At 48.7% G+C, this 18,452-nt stretch carries 15 protein-coding genes; 6 read left to right on the forward strand and 9 right to left on the reverse strand.

Annotated features, from left to right (window positions below):
* Nucleotides 1-170 precede the first annotated feature (170 nt).
* Together melA and melB are read left to right on the forward strand one after the other, a co-directional pair.
* Entirely contained in the window at nt 171-1,526 is a 1,356-nt protein-coding gene (melA, locus tag ACJHYR_RS19325) for an alpha-galactosidase (RefSeq protein WP_000986625.1), read from the forward strand.
* Nucleotides 1,527-1,628: 102 nt separating this feature from the next.
* Nucleotides 1,629-3,050, forward strand: coding sequence for a melibiose:sodium transporter MelB (gene melB, locus ACJHYR_RS19330; protein WP_000028114.1), 1,422 nt, complete (start codon nt 1,629-1,631; stop codon nt 3,048-3,050).
* A 138-nt stretch (nt 3,051-3,188) separates the two neighbouring features.
* Here the strand turns inward: melB and ACJHYR_RS19335 are convergent, their stop codons facing one another.
* The 5 genes from ACJHYR_RS19335 to ACJHYR_RS19355 all read right to left on the reverse strand — a co-directional run bounded on the left by ACJHYR_RS19335 (nt 3,189) and on the right by ACJHYR_RS19355 (nt 9,923).
* Nucleotides 3,189-3,818 carry a DUF2238 domain-containing protein gene (locus tag ACJHYR_RS19335; protein ID WP_000198772.1) on the reverse strand — a complete coding sequence of 210 codons (630 nt, stop codon included), beginning with the start codon at nt 3,816-3,818 and terminating at the stop codon, nt 3,189-3,191.
* 122 nt (nt 3,819-3,940) lie between these two features.
* Nucleotides 3,941-5,587: a class I fumarate hydratase gene (fumB, locus tag ACJHYR_RS19340; protein WP_001586574.1), complete on the reverse strand. Its 1,647-nt coding sequence runs from the start codon at nt 5,585-5,587 to the stop codon at nt 3,941-3,943.
* 77 nt (nt 5,588-5,664) lie between these two features.
* Complete coding sequence (gene dcuB / locus ACJHYR_RS19345; RefSeq protein WP_000899522.1) at nt 5,665-7,005, reverse strand: anaerobic C4-dicarboxylate transporter DcuB; 1,341 nt, start codon at nt 7,003-7,005, stop codon at nt 5,665-5,667.
* Nucleotides 7,006-7,575: 570 nt separating this feature from the next.
* Complete coding sequence (gene dcuR / locus ACJHYR_RS19350) at nt 7,576-8,295, reverse strand: two-component system response regulator DcuR (protein WP_000611288.1); 720 nt, start codon at nt 8,293-8,295, stop codon at nt 7,576-7,578.
* Nucleotides 8,292-9,923 (reverse strand): sensor histidine kinase, encoded by a 1,632-nt coding sequence (locus tag ACJHYR_RS19355; protein WP_001216477.1) that lies wholly within the window; start codon nt 9,921-9,923, stop codon nt 8,292-8,294. Before ACJHYR_RS19355 ends, dcuR begins: the two co-directional genes overlap by 4 nt.
* 180 nt (nt 9,924-10,103) lie before the next feature.
* Here ACJHYR_RS19355 and yjdI point away from each other — a divergent pair, with 180 nt between their 5' ends.
* From yjdI to ghoT, 4 genes are all read left to right on the forward strand, one after another.
* The gene (yjdI, locus tag ACJHYR_RS19360; protein ID WP_000373291.1) at nt 10,104-10,334 is read left to right on the forward strand and encodes a 4Fe-4S mono-cluster protein YjdI; all 231 of its coding nucleotides are present in this window, start codon (nt 10,104-10,106) and stop codon (nt 10,332-10,334) included.
* A gap of 11 nt (nt 10,335-10,345) precedes the next feature.
* Nucleotides 10,346-10,618, forward strand: a complete 273-nt coding sequence (locus ACJHYR_RS19365) for a GNAT family N-acetyltransferase (protein WP_000405647.1) — start codon at nt 10,346-10,348, stop codon at nt 10,616-10,618.
* A gap of 228 nt (nt 10,619-10,846) precedes the next feature.
* Complete coding sequence (ghoS, locus tag ACJHYR_RS19370) at nt 10,847-11,143, forward strand: type V toxin-antitoxin system endoribonuclease antitoxin GhoS (RefSeq protein ID WP_000398619.1); 297 nt, start codon at nt 10,847-10,849, stop codon at nt 11,141-11,143.
* Between the two features lie 27 nt (nt 11,144-11,170).
* Nucleotides 11,171-11,344, forward strand: a complete 174-nt coding sequence (gene ghoT, locus ACJHYR_RS19375) for a type V toxin-antitoxin system toxin GhoT (RefSeq protein ID WP_001173343.1) — start codon at nt 11,171-11,173, stop codon at nt 11,342-11,344.
* 117 nt (nt 11,345-11,461) lie between these two features.
* On the opposite strand, the gene lysS is transcribed toward ghoT, so the two are convergent.
* The 4 genes from lysS to cadB all read right to left on the reverse strand — a co-directional run bounded on the left by lysS (nt 11,462) and on the right by cadB (nt 18,293).
* On the reverse strand, nt 11,462-12,979 hold the full coding sequence (gene lysS / locus ACJHYR_RS19380) for a lysine--tRNA ligase (RefSeq protein ID WP_000003806.1): 1,518 nt from the start codon (nt 12,977-12,979) through the stop codon (nt 11,462-11,464).
* A 236-nt stretch (nt 12,980-13,215) separates the two neighbouring features.
* Nucleotides 13,216-14,673 carry a dipeptide/tripeptide permease DtpC gene (dtpC, locus tag ACJHYR_RS19385; RefSeq protein ID WP_072837429.1) on the reverse strand — a complete coding sequence of 486 codons (1,458 nt, stop codon included), beginning with the start codon at nt 14,671-14,673 and terminating at the stop codon, nt 13,216-13,218.
* Between the two features lie 58 nt (nt 14,674-14,731).
* On the reverse strand, nt 14,732-16,879 hold the full coding sequence (gene cadA / locus ACJHYR_RS19390) for a lysine decarboxylase CadA (RefSeq protein WP_001295383.1): 2,148 nt from the start codon (nt 16,877-16,879) through the stop codon (nt 14,732-14,734).
* A gap of 79 nt (nt 16,880-16,958) precedes the next feature.
* The gene (cadB, locus tag ACJHYR_RS19395) at nt 16,959-18,293 is read right to left on the reverse strand and encodes a cadaverine/lysine antiporter (RefSeq protein WP_000092909.1); all 1,335 of its coding nucleotides are present in this window, start codon (nt 18,291-18,293) and stop codon (nt 16,959-16,961) included.
* Nucleotides 18,294-18,452 lie beyond the last annotated feature (159 nt).

An 18,452-nucleotide genomic window follows, 5' to 3' on the forward strand; every position in this document is an offset into this window, starting at 1 on the left:
CATTCTGAGGCCGAAAACTCTGCTTTTCAGGTAATTTATTCCCATAAACTCAGATTTATTGATGCTTCACGCAGGATCTGAGTTTATGGGAATGCTCAACCTGGAAGCCGGAGGTTTTCTGCAGATTCGCCTGCCATGATGAAGTTATTTAAGCAAGCCAGGAGATCTGCATGATGTCTGCACCCAAAATTACATTTATCGGCGCTGGTTCGACGATTTTCGTTAAAAATATTCTTGGTGATGTGTTCCATCGCGAGGCGCTGAAAACGGCGCATATTGCCCTGATGGACATTGATCCCACCCGCCTGGAAGAGTCGCATATTGTGGTGCGCAAGCTGATGGATTCAGCAGGGGCCAGCGGCAAAATCACCTGCCACACCCAACAGAAAGAAGCCTTACAGGATGCCGATTTTGTCGTGGTGGCATTTCAGATTGGCGGTTATGAACCTTGCACGGTGACTGATTTCGAGGTCTGTAAGCGGCATGGTCTGGAACAAACCATTGCCGATACGTTGGGGCCGGGCGGTATTATGCGCGCGCTACGTACCATTCCGCATCTGTGGCAAATTTGCGAGGACATGACGGAAGTCTGCCCCGATGCCACCATGCTCAACTACGTTAACCCAATGGCGATGAATACCTGGGCGATGTATGCCCGCTATCCGCATATCAAACAGGTCGGGCTGTGCCATTCGGTGCAGGGAACGGCGGAAGAGCTGGCGCGTGACCTCAATATCGACCCGGCTACGCTGCGTTACCGTTGCGCAGGTATCAACCATATGGCGTTTTACCTGGAACTGGAGCGCAAAACCGCCGACGGCAGTTACGTGAATCTCTACCCGGAACTGCTGGCGGCTTATGAAGCAGGGCAGGCACCGAAGCCGAATATTCATGGCAATACTCGCTGCCAGAATATTGTGCGCTACGAAATGTTCAAAAAGCTGGGCTACTTCGTCACGGAATCGTCAGAACATTTTGCTGAGTACACACCGTGGTTTATTAAGCCAGGTCGTGAGGATTTGATTGAGCGTTATAAAGTACCGCTGGATGAGTACCCGAAACGCTGCGTCGAGCAGCTGGCGAACTGGCATAAAGAGCTGGAGGAGTATAAAAACGCCTCCCGGATTGATATTAAACCGTCACGGGAATATGCCAGCACAATCATGAACGCTATCTGGACTGGCGAGCCGAGTGTGATTTACGGCAACGTCCGTAACGAGGGTTTGATTGATAACCTGCCACAAGGATGTTGCGTGGAAGTAGCCTGTCTGGTTGATGCTAATGGCATTCAGCCGACCAAAGTCGGTACGCTACCTTCGCATCTGGCCGCCCTGATGCAAACCAACATCAACGTACAGACGCTGCTGACTGAAGCTATTCTTACGGAAAATCGCGACCGTGTTTACCACGCCGCGATGATGGACCCGCATACTGCCGCCGTGCTGGGCATTGACGAAATATATGCTCTTGTTGACGACCTGATTGCCGCCCACGGCGACTGGCTGCCAGGCTGGTTGCACCGTTAAAACGCGACTAAACGCTACTGCGCCGGGGGATTTATTCCGGCGCACACCTCTGACGATACCAATAACAGAAGGCGGGCGTTGGTAACAGCGACCCGATACCCTATGAGCATTTCAATGACTACAAAACTCAGTTATGGATTTGGAGCGTTCGGGAAGGATTTTGCGATCGGCATTGTGTATATGTACCTCATGTATTACTACACCGATGTCGTCGGGCTGTCTGTGGGTTTGGTCGGTACTTTGTTTCTGGTGGCGAGGATCTGGGATGCTATTAACGATCCGATTATGGGATGGATTGTAAATGCTACGCGATCGCGATGGGGTAAGTTCAAACCCTGGATCCTGATCGGTACGTTGGCAAACTCTGTAATCTTATTTCTCCTCTTTAGTGCGCATCTGTTTGAAGGTACTACTCAGATTGTCTTTGTTTGCGTGACCTACATCCTCTGGGGCATGACTTACACCATTATGGATATTCCCTTCTGGTCGCTGGTTCCAACCATAACGCTCGATAAACGTGAGCGCGAACAACTGGTTCCTTATCCGCGTTTTTTTGCCAGTCTGGCGGGCTTTGTTACGGCAGGTGTGACGCTACCATTTGTTAATTATGTCGGCGGTGGCGATCGGGGATTTGGCTTTCAGATGTTCACTCTGGTACTGATCGCCTTTTTTATTGTTTCAACCATCATCACTCTGCGCAATGTGCATGAAGTCTTTTCGTCAGACAATCAACCGTCTGCTGAAGGAAGCCATCTGACACTTAAAGCCATCGTTGCGCTTATTTATAAAAACGATCAGCTTTCATGCCTCTTGGGTATGGCTCTTGCTTATAATGTAGCCAGCAATATTATTACCGGCTTTGCTATCTATTATTTCTCATATGTTATCGGTGATGCGGATTTGTTCCCCTATTATCTGTCGTATGCGGGAGCTGCTAACCTGGTGACGTTAGTATTCTTCCCACGCTTAGTTAAATCATTATCCCGACGCATTTTATGGGCCGGAGCATCTATTCTTCCGGTGTTAAGCTGTGGTGTTCTCCTGTTAATGGCATTAATGAGCTATCACAACGTCGTCCTCATTGTGATTGCGGGTATCTTGCTGAATGTGGGAACGGCGCTTTTCTGGGTATTACAGGTCATCATGGTGGCAGATACCGTTGATTACGGTGAATATAAACTGCACGTACGCTGTGAAAGCATCGCTTACTCCGTGCAGACTATGGTGGTGAAGGGCGGTTCAGCCTTTGCGGCTTTTTTCATTGCGGTTGTGTTAGGGATGATTGGCTATGTACCGAATGTTGAACAGTCTACGCAAGCCCTATTAGGTATGCAGTTTATTATGATTGCTCTACCGACTCTGTTTTTCATGGTAACGCTGATTCTCTACTTCCGTTTCTATCGCCTCAATGGTGACACGCTGCGCAGGATCCAGATCCATCTGCTGGATAAATATCGCAAAGTACCGCCCGAGCCTGTTCATGCTGATATTCCGGTCGGTGCAGTGAGTGATGTGAAAGCCTGACGTGGACAATAGCTAACGAAAATGGCCTGATGCGATATGTTTATCAGGCCATGTCTTAATGTAATGCTTTGGATTTGCAAATTTTGTAGACCGGATAAGGAATTCACGCCGCATCCGGCGTCAACAAAGCGCACGTTGTTATCCGGTTATCAAGCCAAAGCGCCGTAGCTGGCGGCAATGAAAGCGAGCGAGAAATATCACCGTCGTTAATGCGCCAAGCAGCGCGCAGAACATATCGGATTGCGTGTCCCACTGGTCGCCCTGGGTGCCGAGAAAATCATCCGCTCCCTGGCCCATTGCCAGCGCCGCCCACCACTCGATTAATTCATACATCGCGCTTATCGCCAGCGCCACGCAGCAGACCAGAAACGCCACCATCTTATGTCCGCGAACGTACATCCCGCGCACAAGGATCTCTCGTGCCACCAGTGCAGGCACCAGCCCCTGGAAAAAATGCCCCAGTTTGTCATACGGATTACGGCTCAACCCCAGCCATTCCTGCACCTCAAAACCAACGGGGACTTTCGCGTAGGTGTATTGTCCGCCGACCATCAGGATGATGGCGTGAAAGAAAATGAGCGTATAGAGCAGCGGCGTTAACGGATAACGTCTGGCGGTGGCAAGCAGTAGCGGCACGACAATAATCACCGGTGTCACTTCCATCAGCCAGGTGAGTTTGTCATGGGCCGAAATGCCGGTATAAATCAGGATTAACGTTAGCGTCAGTGCGCTGGTGTTAAGAATTAACGGCTTGAGTGTGCGGGTCATGGTGAGTTCGCAAGTCAGGGAAAATACTGACTATTCACCAGCAAGCGTGAAATTACAATCGCAAAAGAGGTGGCCCAGGGGGATCACCTGGCAGCATGCTGCCAGGCGCTGGGCCGAAGAGGTTACTTAGTGCAGTTCGCGCACTGTTTGTTGACGATTTGCTGGAAGAAGTCGTTGCCTTTGTCATCGACCAGGATAAACGCCGGGAAATCTTCTACTTCGATTTTCCAGATAGCTTCCATACCCAGCTCCGGATAAGCGACGCATTCCAGATCCTTGATGCTCTGCTGCGCCAGTACCGCCGCCGGACCGCCGATGCTACCGAGGTAGAAGCCGCCGTGTTTATGACACGCGTCGGTAACCTGCTGACTGCGGTTACCTTTCGCCAGCATGATCATGCTGCCGCCGTGGGATTGCAGCAGATCCACGTAGGAGTCCATACGACCTGCGGTGGTTGGGCCAAGTGAACCTGATGGATAACCGGCAGGGGTTTTCGCCGGACCCGCGTAGTAGATCGGGTGATCTTTGATGTACTGCGGCAGTTCTTTACCGGCGTCAATCAGCTCTTTCAGCTTGGCGTGTGCAATATCTCGGCCCACGATAATGGTGCCGGTGAGCGACAAACGAGTGGATACCGGATATTGCGAAAGCTGGGCGAGGATCTCTTTCATCGGGCGGTTAAGGTCGACCTTCACCGCTTCGCCTTCACCGGCCTGGCGCAGTTCTTGTGGAATGTACTGGCCTGGATTGCGTTCCAGTTTTTCGATCCAGATACCTTCGCGGTTGATTTTCGCTTTAATGTTACGGTCAGCGGAGCAGGAGACGCCCATGCCTACCGGGCAGGATGCGCCGTGACGTGGCAGACGGATAACGCGAATGTCGTGCGCGAAGTATTTACCACCAAACTGCGCGCCAAGACCGAGTTTCTGGGCCTCTTCCAGCAGTTCCTGTTCCAGCTGGACATCGCGGAACGCCTGACCATGTTCGTTCCCTTCCGTCGGCAGTTCATCATAATAGTGAGCGCTTGCTAACTTGACGGTTTTCAGGTTGGTTTCCGCAGACGTACCGCCAATCACAAACGCGATATGGTACGGCGGGCAGGCTGCCGTACCGAGGGTACGCATTTTCTCAACGAGGAAGTTTTTCAGTTTGCCGGGAGTCAGCAGGGCTTTGGTTTCCTGGTAGAGATAGGTTTTGTTGGCAGAGCCGCCGCCTTTAGCAACACAGAGGAATTTGTACTCATCGCCATCTACCGCGTACAGGTCGATTTGCGCAGGCAGGTTAGTGCCGGTGTTGACCTCTTTGTACATGTCCAGCGCCGCGTTTTGCGAGTAGCGCAGGTTATCCTCGATATAGGTGTTATAGACGCCTTTCGACAGCGCTTCTTCATCACCGCCACCGGTCCACACGCGCTGGCCTTTTTTACCGACGATGATCGCGGTGCCGGTATCCTGGCAGGTCGGCAGCACGCCTTTGGCGGCGATTTCGGAGTTTCTTAAGAATTGCAGCGCCACGTACTTGTCGTTTTCGCTGGCTTCTGGATCGTGAAGAATAGCCGCAACCTGTTTCTGGTGTGCCGGACGGAGCATGAAAGAAGCGTCGTGAAAGGCTTGCTGCGCCAGCAGGGTCAGGGCTTCTGGTTCCACTTTCAGAATGGTTTCGCCGTCGAAGTCGGCAACGCTAACGTAATCGGAAGTGAGTAGATAGTATTCGGTATTGTCTTTCCCCATCGGGAAAGGTGCCTGGTAGATAAAGGGTTTGTTTGACATAGCTTCCAGCCTGTAACTCTGTATTTGTTATTCGAAAATGGCGTGCCGCGTAGTCACGGGCGGCACGCAAAGTGCATTTATAAGAACCCGTACATCGCGGCGAAGATCCAGCCGAAGACGCACGATACGCTCACACCAATCAACCCCGGCAGAATAAAGCTGTGGTTGATGACGAAGCGACCGATGTGGGTGGTGCCGGAACGGTCAAACTGAATCGCTGCCAGATCGCTCGGATAAGTCGGCAGGATGTAATAACCGTAGCAAGCCGGTGCTGAAGCCACGATGTATGCTGGATCAACGCCGATCGCCAGCGCGACCGGAACAATCGCCGCCAGCGCCGCAGCCTGAGAGTTTACAAACTTAGAAACCAGCAGCAGAACAATGGCATAGGCCCACGGATACTCTTTCACCATTTCACCCAGTACGCCCTGAATTTCAGACATATGCGCACCGAACATGGTTTCTGCCATCCATGCGATACCGTACACCGCCACGATGGCGATCATACCGGAACGGAAGACTTCGTTTTTTGAGATAGACGCGGGATTGGTTTTGGTCAGGATAATAATCAGCGCCCCGGTAAGCAGCATAAACATCTGAATAACCAGTACCATCGACAGCGGTTTGCCACCGAAGGATGGACGCAGGTCCGAATCAGCACCAAGAAGTGCGACTACAGCGATTGCCCCGAGGAAGATCCACATTGCAAGCCAGTTGCTTTTCGGCAGTTTTTTATCGAGCAGCGTCGCGGTATCACCGTAAACATACTCACGGTTTTCCGGTACGGAGATGAATTTCTGGAACTCTTCGTCTTTATCCAGATCTTTACCGCGGAACCAGCTGAAGATACCGATCGCCAGGATACCGATTAACGTCGATGGAATGGTGATTGCCAGCAGGTCGAGGAACTCAAGATGGCGACCATCAAAGGTGACATTACCCAGCATTGCAACCAGAGACACGACCGCAACCGACACCGGACTGGCGATAATCCCCATCTGTGCACCGATAGAACTTGCCGCCATCGGGCGTTCCGGACGGATGTTGTTCTTAATGGCGACGTCGTAGATGATCGGCAGAATGGTGTAAACCACATGACCCGTACCGCAAAGAATGGTCAGCGTACAGGTCACAAACGGCGCGACAATTGAGACATATTTCGGGTTGCGGCGCAGCAGCTTCTCGGCAATTTGCAGCATGACATCAAGACCGCCCGAAGCTTGCAAGGTCGCCGATGCCGCCACCACCGCAATGATAACCAGCATGACATCAACCGGTGGTTTACCTGGCTGAAGGTGGAAGACGAAGACCAGAATGACCAGACCGATACCGCCTAATAAACCCAGCGCGATACCACCCTTTCTGGCACCATAAAACAGACATATCAGTATTATGATAAGTTGGATAGTAAATAACATGTGTGAACCCTCGCGATAATCCTATTTAAATTTTTGCTGAATAGATCACAGTCACGTTCTGTTTTGTATGAACTGTTTTCAGAGCCTGACTAAATATCCGTTTGGTCGTTACCGGCTTTAGCAAATACCTCACAGTGAATATTGGCTGATTAAAGCAGCGGCAAATTTATGCACTGTGATAAGCGGCTTTTTCAGAGAGAAAAACTCTCTGGCGATGGGTTTATAGTTTGTACTGCGCAGATGTTAATGTTTTGTTTGCTGTTATCTTATTGATATTTATCGGTCTATTTTTTGTTCTCAGGGCAGATATCATTAGGTTTATAGATTAATCTGATCTACCCATTTGTGGGTAAAAATACACATAATGCGGGTGACATAATAGTTAATTAACTTTTGTTAGCGTTTTGAAATTAAAAACACCGTTCATCTGAAGAGATATTAATTTTTAACGATGATGGAGGGATAATTATATTTGATCTGGCACAAGTTTTACTGATGAAGAATGTAACTTGTGCCAGGGGTATTTTGCATTACGGTAATAATTATTACTTACAGATAACCAGCGATCCGTTATTGGCAATATTGTTTCAGCAGTGAGTAGTGTTCTGCCTGAATACGGTAACGGTAAACCGGACGCCCTGTGACGCCATAATGGATACTGGTGAACAAGATGTGGCAGTTGACCAGCCAGATGAGGTATTTTCGGCAGGAAACACGCGAGATGTTAACCTCGTTAGCCAGCTCGTCGGTTGAAAACTCATAGTCCTGATGCGCGTCAATCCACTGGCACAGCGTGCGTAACGTCTGCGGCGTTAAGCCTTTTGGCAAGCGACGAGGATCCTGCTCGTTGGAGCTGCTGCCGTGGATTAGCTGATCAAGCTCGGCCTGGTCATAATACTGATGTTTTTCCAGCGCCATTTTCTTTTGCCGCCAGCCGGTGAGCGCCTCTTCAAAGCGGGAAGCCTGGAAGGGTTTGATCAGGTAATCCACAACACCGTAATGCAGGGAATCTTTAATGGTTGCCGCATCGGCTGCGGAGGAGATGACAATCACATCACTTTTGCAACGCGCGTTATGCAGGACAGGCAGTAAATCGAGCCCGTTCTCTTTTTGCATATAGATATCGAGCAATATCAGGTCGATAGGCGTATCGCTATTGAAGATAATCTCTTTGGCTTTCTCCAGCGTCGAGGCTGTTCCACAGCATTGAAAGCCTGGGATTTGTGCTACGTATCGGCGATTCAGCTCCGCGACCATTGCGTCGTCATCGATAATTAATACATTGATCATCTGTTCGACCTCTCCCCGTCCCAGGGTATCTGGACAAAAAATTGTGTGAAAATCCCGGGTTCCGATTCCACGGCGATGCTGCCGCCGAGATTTTCTACCTGTTGTTTGACAAGTGCTAAACCGACGCCTCGCTCGCTTCCTTTTGTCGAGACACCTTTGTCAAAAATGTGATCGATTTTGTCGGGTGCGATCCCCGGTCCATCATCGTTAACTTCACAGTGCAGCCAGCCGTGACGGTAGTGCAATGTTACGCTAATTTCGCCTCCGGGTTCCGGCCCTAATGCTTCCAGCGCGTTTTCTATCAGATTTCCCAATGTGGTAATCAGCGTCGCGACCTGGTCCTCACTGCCGCTGTCTGGCAGTTGGCTTTCACTGTTTAAAATCAGCGTATGGCCTAAATCGGTCGCGCGGTTAATCTTGCTGATTAAAAAACCAGCGATAACCGGAGATTTGATCTTACCCAGCAGAGAGCCAATCTCTTCCTGATAGTTATTGGCTGTTTTGAGAATGTAATCTTCCAACTGCTTATAACTCTTCAGATGCAATAATCCGAGAATCACATGCAATTTATTCATAAATTCGTGGGATCGTTCACGAAGTGCGTCAGCATAGTTGACCAGACCGTCGAGTCGCTGCATCAGTTTACGTACTTCAGTTTTGTCTCTGAAGGTTGAAATGGCACCGATGATAACGCCATTACTGCGCACCGGAACGGTGTTGATCAGTAATAGCCGGTCTTTAATCGTAATCTCTTCGTCGCGGCGCGGCGTACCGTCGCGTAACACTTCCGAGACATCTACTACCTGTGACCACGAGTGGCTTAGCGTCGACAGCTTCTCATCGTCCTGCGACTTACGGTAATTCAGCAATTCTTGTGCGGCATCGTTGATCAGCGTGACTTCACCGCGATCGTCCACGGCAACGACGCCTTCTTTGATGGACTGCAACATGGCCTGGCGCTGCTCAAACAGCGTGGAGATTTCGTAGGGTTCCAGGCCAAAAAGAATTTTTTTCAGTACTTTAACCAGAATGCAGGTGCCAATCAGTCCGACCAGCATGCCAAATAATACCGACCAGATAATGCTCCAGCGACTGTCATTGATCTGTTGGGTCACGCGGCTTAACTCAAGGCCGATCGCCACCACGCCAATTTGCTTATGATTTTCATCGTAGATGGGGGTAAATACGCGTAAAGCCTGCGCCAGAAAACCGCGATTGATAGCGACATTTTCTTCGCCATTCAGCGCTTTAAGGATGTCATCACCTTTAAATGGCTGACCAATACGCTGGGCTTCAGGATGCGAGTAGCGAAGACTTTGCATATCGGTAACGACAATAAACAGCAGATCGTTGCGTTTGCGCACGGCTTCCGCGATGGCCTGGATGCCGCTCTCCTGCGGTTTTTTCTGCAAGCCCTGACGGATTTCCGGCGAGTCGGCGAGGGTACGCGCCACCGCCAGTGCCTTGTTGGCTAGCCCGTCTCGCGTCATATCACTGATTTGCGAGAAGTAAATCAGATGCACCACCAATAGCACCGAGAACAGTACCGCGCTGACCATTAAGATCACAGTGGTACTCAATTTCATCGGACGTTTGCGTAACATGCGGTAGGGCAATGAATGTCTCATCAGCTTCCTTGTGTGACAAATTTCTTAAGCATTATCTCTGATGAGGCGGGTAATTCAAAGGGAGTAAGAATGATTGGCTATATAGGGGAAGAGATTCTGGCAACGGAAACTGCCAGTGCTGTATGAAGATTCCAGGGCTATGCTTATAGTGAAAACCATACTGATGAGAGAGGGAAGGTCATGGATCGGGCGCTACTGGACGGGGGTTATCGCTGTTATACCGGCGAAAAGATCGATGTCTATTTCAATACTGCGATATGTCAGCATTCTGGCAATTGCGTACGTGGCAACGGCAAGTTATTTAATCTCAAACGTAAGCCGTGGATCATGCCGGATGAAGTCGACGTCGCCACTGTGGTGAAAGTGATTGATACGTGCCCGAGTGGCGCGCTGAAATACCGTCATAAATAAGCGAGGGTAAAATGGAAATACGCGAAGGCCACAATAAATTTTACATTAATGACGAACAGGGCAAGCAAATCGCTGAAATTGTCTTTGTGCCGACCGGAGAGAATTTAGCGATTATCGAACATACCGATGTCGATGAAAGCCTGAAAGGGCAAGGGATTGGTAAACAGCTGGTTGCGAAAGTCGTGGAAAAAATGCGTCGGGAAAAACGAAAAATTATCCCATTATGTCCATTTGCGAAACACGAATTTGATAAAACGCGGGAGTATGATGATATTCGCAGTTGATGGGAGAGTACAGAGTCACGATATTTTTCATGCTCTCCGCGGGGTGATGCAGGAGAGCATCTGAAGGGTAGGGGGATGCACAAAGAATGGTCAGAGAGCGCGTTTTTTTGTCCCAAGTCATCCCCTTTACTGAGCAAAAAAAAAAGAATATCTCCTATATGAGAATCATCGATCGGGGTTAATAAGTTTTGCGTCCCCAGAGCGTTTAAAATTGATAGGAGTCATATTATGGAAGGTAAAAACAAGTTCAATACTTATGTTGTTTCTTTTGATTATCCATCATCTTATTCCTCAGTGTTCTTAAGGTTAAGATCATTGATGTATGATATGAATTTCTCCTCTATCGTGGCTGATGAATATGGGATACCACGACAATTGAATGAAAATTCCTTCGCAATAACGACATCGTTAGCCGCAAGTGAAATCGAAGATTTAATCAGGCTTAAATGCTTAGACTTACCGGATATTGATTTTGACCTCAACATTATGACCGTTGATGACTATTTCCGTCAGTTTTACAAGTAGCCAGGAAGGATAAGAAGAACATAAAAAATGGCACTATTCTCTAAAATATTAATTTTTTATGTGATTGGTGTGAACATATCCTTTGTCATTATCTGGTTTATCTCACATGAGAAAACACATATTCGTTTACTTAGTGCATTCCTGGTAGGAATAACCTGGCCAATGAGTCTGCCTGTGGCATTACTTTTTTCTCTCTTTTAGGAGCTGTAGTTGAGTGGACCCGCTGGTTATCTTGAAACGAAGCGTCTCTCCTCAAAACTGGATTTGCGGAACGACGAACGAAGCAGTCGCCTGACTGCTTCGTTCATTTAGTGAAATTTATTTCTGTGGGCGCATCGCTGGGAAGAGAATAACGTCGCGAATAGTATGGCTGTTAGTAAACAGCATAATCATTCGGTCGATACCAATACCCAGACCAGCGGTTGGCGGCAGACCATATTCCAGCGCAGTCACGTAATCTTCGTCATAGAACATGGCTTCGTCGTCACCTGCAGCTTTAGCGTTAACCTGTTCCTGGAAACGTTCAGCCTGGTCTTCTGCGTCGTTTAATTCGCTAAAACCATTACCGATTTCACGACCACCGATGAAGAATTCAAAACGGTCGGTGATTTCCGGGTTAACATCATTACGGCGTGCCAGCGGTGACACTTCTGCCGGATATTCCGTAATAAAGGTTGGCTGAATCAGATGTGCTTCTGCCACTTCATCAAAGATCTCCGTCACAATACGTCCCAGCCCCCAGCTTTTCTCTACCGTAATACCGATAGATTCAGCTAATGCTTTAGCAGCATCAAAATTATCCAGGTCGGCCATATCGGTTTCTGGACGATATTTTTTGATTGCTTCGCGCATGGTAAGTTTTTCAAACGGTTTGCCGAAATCAAACACATGCTCGCCATAAGTGACTTTAGTGGTACCAAGAACCTCTTGTGCCAGGGTGCGGAACAGGGACTCCGTCAGTTCAATCAAATCGTGGTAATCCGCATACGCCATGTAGAGTTCCATCATTGTGAACTCAGGATTATGGCGAACAGAAATACCTTCATTACGGAAGTTACGGTTGATTTCGAATACCCGTTCAAAACCGCCTACAACCAGACGTTTCAGATACAGCTCCGGCGCGATACGCAGATACATATCTAAATCCAGAGCATTATGATGGGTAATAAACGGGCGAGCAGATGCCCCACCTGGAATTACCTGCATCATCGGGGTTTCTACTTCCATAAAGCCGCGCGCGACCATGAACTGACGGATAGCGGCCAGAATTTTTGAACGGACAACAAACGTTTGACGGGATTTATCGTTAGCGATGAGGTCCAGATAACGTTGACGATAACGGACTTCCTGATCCTGCAGACCATGGAATTTATCTGGTAAAGGACGTAGTGCTTTAGTCAGCAGGCGCAGCTCAGTACAGTGAATGGAAAGCTCACCCGTTTGCGTCTTAAACAGCGTACCGCGGGCACCGATAATGTCACCCAGATCCCATTTTTTAAACTGATCGTTATAAACACCTTCTGGCAGGCTATCTCTTGCAACGTACAGTTGAATACGGCCACCGACATCCTGCAACGTTACAAAGGAGGCTTTCCCCATGATACGACGGGTCATCATTCGGCCAGCAACCGAGACTTCAATGTTTAAGGATTCCAGTTCCTGGTTATCCTTCGCATCAAACTCTTCGTGCAACTGGTCAGAGGTATGGTCGCGGCGAAAATCATTGGGAAACGCCACACCTTGCTGACGCAGTGCCGCCAGTTTTTCGCGGCGATTTCTCAGTTCATCGTTAAAATCAATAGCCTCATTGGCTCCCCGTGTTTCTCGTTCAGACATTTTGGTTCCTCTAAATCCAGCTTTCAATTTAGCGTAGATAAAGAGACAGATCGGTACACTGTATTATCTGCCTCGACTATTAATAACTCAGTTTATCTTATCGAAACTAACGCTTACCTCAAGTTGATATCACTAATAAATAACCATAAAAATGGTTTAAATAACTTATTAATCTCGATTTACTAGTGTGATAAACTGAAAGTTAATTCATTCATAACCAATTGTTTTTACGACAGTTAATCGTTGCTCTCCTGTATCATATTCGTCGGCGTGCTAAACAGAAAACGGGCAGCAAAGGCCAATACCACGATGATCGCGACACAAGCCAACGTCCACTCACCCATCTGAGAAAAGAATCCCTGGTAAGCTGCAATTGCCATACCGCTAATTTGCGACTCTGTGGTCTGCTGTGCCACGACGCCTGCCAGCCAGTTGGCGACCGCGCCTGTTGCCAGCATATAAATACCGGTTAATACGCCAGACATTTTCAGACGCGTGATTTGCGCAATCGCCACCGGGTCAATAAAGAGTTCGGCAAAGCCCATTAGCGCCAGCCCGGATATCATCACGCCCATTGACGCTTGACCGTCAGCCGCTGCATGTCGGGCATCAAATGCCAGCAACATAAAGCCACAAGCCATCAGCAATAAGCCAAAGGCAAACTTCAGCCAGACGCGCAATGTTGAGTTGCCGTGGCTTTCTGGCGACGCCAGCCAGGCCAGAACAACCCCAGCGAGCATCACCGCAATTGCGTTCACTGACTGGAATAGTGCAGTAGGTACTTCAATATTGAATGCCTGACGATTCACAAAGCGATCGATAAACAAGCTGATGGTACTGCCGCCCTGTTGTGCCAGTACCCAGAATAATGTCCCGACAAACATCAACAATACAATTTGCCAAAGAGCACGGCGGTGTTCGGGGAATTTGATCATCATGCGGGCAATGATTTGTGCGGCAATGAGGCAAACGATCGCCAGCAAATATCCTGACCAGTCGTTCTCCAGCAGCAGGGTAAAAAATACAGGGGCTAAACAGAGCATCACCACTAACCAGCTCCATACTGGTAAGGCAAATTTGACGCTTGTGAGCGCTTTTTTATCCATACTACGCGTGGACTGGAAATGACGATGACCGCTTAAGAAAATCAACAAACCGATAAACATGCCGCCACCCGCAAGGGCAAAGCCAACATGCCATCCATACCACTGAGCAGCCAGGCCGCAGGCGATGGGGGCTGCGATAGAACCGATATTGCCCGCAGCATACAGCAGCGAAAAACCGCCATCACGTCGATGATCTTTCTCGTCGTAGAGCTCGCCAAGTAAACAGCTGATGTTTGATTTGAATAAACCGTAGCCACAAATAATGATAGCCAGCGCCAGATACAGGCTAAAAGTTGAATTTGTATCAATGCCCAGCACCACATGGCCAAGGGTCATTAACAGCGCGCCGGCAATCACTGCAGTGCGGTTGCCGAGCAGGCGGTCGGCAAGCCAGCCGCCGAGAATAGGGGTAACGTAAACCAGAGAAGCATATGCGCTGAACAGGCTGATGGCATGGTTATCATTAAAACCAAGCTGATGGGTGAGATAGAGAATGAGTAAGGCACGCATGCCGTAAAAACTGAAGTACTCCCAGATTTGGATCGCCACGATATAGTATATCGCGCGCGGCTGTGAGGGTGTTTTCATGTGTTCTCCTTATGAGCAAAAAAGGGAAGTGGCAAGCCACTTCCCTTGTACGAGCTAATTATTTTTTGCTTTCTTCTTTCAATACCTTAACGGTATAGCGGCCATCAGCCTGACGGTATGCACCGTGAATATCGGTTTCAAAGCCCGGATAGTGAGCGCCGATTTCACACAGCATCTGCAGGAACTCCAGAACCGGACGGCTTTCTTCGGTGATCATTTCACCCGGCATTACCAGAGGAACTCCCGGCGGATACGGAAGGATCATATTGGCGTTAATACGACCTACCATTTCGTCGAGGTAAACTTCTTCGGTCATACCGTGCAGCTCTTTCTGGAACGCAGCATACGGAGTCATTACCATGGTCGGCAGAACTTCAAATGCGCGATACATCAGATCCGGCAGATTGTGGTGAACAATCAGTTTGTGGATATTCTGAGCCAGTTCCTGAATACGCATGTTTTCATAGAATTCAGGATCTTCACGATACAGAGACGGCAGCATGTTTTTCACACGCAGGTTCAGATCGAACGCACGTTTGAAGTCTGTCAGAGCACGCAGCAGGCTCAGTGCTTTGGTCTTATCGATACCGATGCTGAACAGGAACAGCAGGTTATACGGACCGGTTTTCTCAACAACGATGCCATGTTCGTCGAGGTATTTCGCCACGATGCTGGCCGGAATACCGAAGTCGCTCATGGTGCCGTCTTTTTCCATCCCCGGAGTCAGCAGGGTGACTTTGATCGGGTCAAGATACATGTGCTCGTTATCGATGTTTTTGAAGCCGTGCCAGGTGCTGTCAGAACGCAGCGGCCAGCATTCAGTGGTATCGATATGATCCGGCTGCCATACATCAAAGAACCAGCCATCAGATTCCGTTCTCAGACGTTTGATCTCTTTACGGAATTTGATCGCACGTTCAATGGAACCGTTGATCAGACGCTTACCTGCATTGCCTTTCATCATCGCCGCAGCGGTTTCAGTGGACGCCACGATACCGTAGTGCGGAGAAGTGGTGGTGTGCATCATGTAGGCTTCGTTAAAGGTTTCTTCGTTTACGTCACCTTTAACGTGGATCATGGAAGCCTGAGAGAACGCCGCCAGCAGTTTGTGAGTAGACTGGGTTTCGTAAATCACTTTCCCTTCTACACGGCCACCGCTCATACCGCATTTACCTTCGTAAATCGGTGAGAAGTTGGTGTAAGGCACCCACGCGGAGTCAAAGTGGATGGATTTCACATCCAGTGTTTTCTTGATGAAGTCGGTGTTGTACAGCAGACCATCATAGGTAGAGTTGGTAATTACGGCATGTACCGGCCAGGTCGCGTTTGGTGTTTCTTTCACGCGCTTAGCAATGGTAGCGTGCTGGAATTCACTCTGTGGGATACCACCAAGAATACCGTAAGCGTTACGGGTCGGGCGGAAATAGATTGGCGTAACATCGCTCATCATCATCAGGTGGGTCAGCGATTTGTGGCAGTTACGGTCAATCAGAATGGTGCTGCCTGCCGGAGCAGAGTACATACCAACAATTTTGTTCGCAGTGGAAGTACCGTTGGTCACCATGTAGCTGCGGTCTGCGTTAAAGACGCGAGCGATATACTGTTCTGCTTCTTTGTGTGGACCACTGTGATCCAGCAGAGAACCCAGTTCAGATACTGAAATGGAAATATCAGATTTCATGGTGTTCGGACCAAAGAAATCATAGAACAGGCTACCTACCGGGCTTTTCTGGAATGCAGTACCGCCCATGTGACCAGGAGTACAGAAAGTATATTTACCTTCACGAACATATTTAAACAGTGCTTTAGTCAGCGGAGGCAGAATAGTGTTGATATATTCGTCAGTGGTCTGCTTGATCTTATTAGCAATATCTTCAGCAGCACCCAGCGCATACTCAAAGAAGCTAATCTGTAAACGCAGGTCATTCAGGCTTACATCGAGAGTGGAATACGTATTAGCGAACGCGTACAACGGCAGGTTCTCGTTCATTTTGCTAATTTCTTCGCACAGCTCGAGATTATATTTATCCCAGTCAAAAATAACGCCGCACAGACGCGCATTGTTTTCGATCAGTTTTAATAAGTCGTCACGGTCGTTCGGGTAAACAATCTGGAAGTTCAGACGTTCAAGCGCGCGATGAAGTTCACGGATGGGTTCTTCTTTAAAATAAACCCCCATGTGATTCAATATTGCAATAACGTTCATAGTCATATCTCCAGGTAAAAAAGGCCCCTCCCAACACATGGGACAAAATGAAAGGAGGAGCCTCGGAAAATACTTTTAATTAATGTGCGTTAGACGCTGTGTGGTTATCCATTGAGTGGCTCTGGCGCTCGTGCATTTTGCGAGCGTAGAACATCAGAATAATCAGGCTGACGATGAAGGTACCTGCCAGCTCGAAGGAGCTTGCGCCCATCAGCGCGATGAAGCAGAACACGCAACCCAGTACAGAGCAGATCAGGCTGACAAAGTTGCGGATGTTAACGCCTTCAAAACGAATCAGGTCAACGCAAGAGTAGAAGTACGGCAGCATAGTCAGCAGTACTGCGATACCGGTCAGTTCACCGAACAGGTCAGATGCTTTACCACCGGCAGAGTTCATCAGAGTGATGAGGATCATCAGGGCAGTCATTTTCACTGCAGCCAGCAGCAGACCTTTTTTCGGAATACCGTTGCTGTCGACTTCACCATAAACTTTCGGGAAGTTACCGTCGTTAGCGGCACGTACACCTGCCTGGCCTACCAACATCATCCAGGAGCCCAGAGAAGTCAGGCACGCAAAGGCGGTGAATGCAGAAACCAGCGGCGCAGCCCAGTTACCGAGGATAGTTGAAGCACTGATTGCAAACGGAGCACCGGAAGCTGCCATTACAGAAGACGGATACATACCGGAAAGCACCTGAGTCGCAGCGATATAAACAATACCTGCTAAACCAGTACCCAGCATGGTTGCCAGCGGAACGGTACGTTTCGGGTTTTTAACCATACCAGTACTTACTGCTGCGGATTCAACACCCACGAAGGCCCACAGGCAGAGCAGAATACTTTTAATGATCGCATGACCATCAGTGGTATCCGCAGTATTCCAGTTAGCTGCATAAGTTGCAGCATCAAACCAATGCCAGCCAACAATAGCAGTCATCACCACAGGAATAAGAACCAGCACCAGACCAATAGTGGTTAAACGGCTTACCCAGGTACCGCCGAGCATATTTACAAAGGTAAATACCCAGACGATAGCAATACAGGCGATACCCGCCGGAACAGGATCATTTAATACTGGGAAGAAGGTGGAAAGATAAGATACAGCGGTAATACCAATCGCCAGGTTACCAATCCAGTTAGCATGGTAATAAAGAACACCTGTCTGAAAACCAAATGCAGGGGAAATTTCTCCGGCATAAGCAATTGGGCCACCTTGTTGCGGGTTTTTTGTTGCCAGTCGGGCATATACATACGCCAGCGACATTGCACCAATAATAGAGATAATCCAACCCCAGATAGCAATACCACCGATACTTGCTAGGTTCGCAGGTAATAATGCAATACCGCTCCCCATCATATTACCGGCAACCACACCGGTACAGGCAAATAGCCCGATCTTCTTGGCAGAACTCATGCTCTTCTCCTAATTTCATTTTTGAATTTGGAGTCCGGGTCATGATGTATAACTATTTCCTGACCAGACCAAACTGGCGCTAAGAATACTCACGAAAAAAGGATTAATCCTAAAGATTAGGTGAAATAACACAAAAGTTTCTGTAAGTGAGAACTTGAG

Source organism: Escherichia sp. WS1450 (genome assembly GCF_046487395.1).
GTDB lineage: Bacteria > Pseudomonadota > Gammaproteobacteria > Enterobacterales > Enterobacteriaceae > Escherichia > Escherichia coli.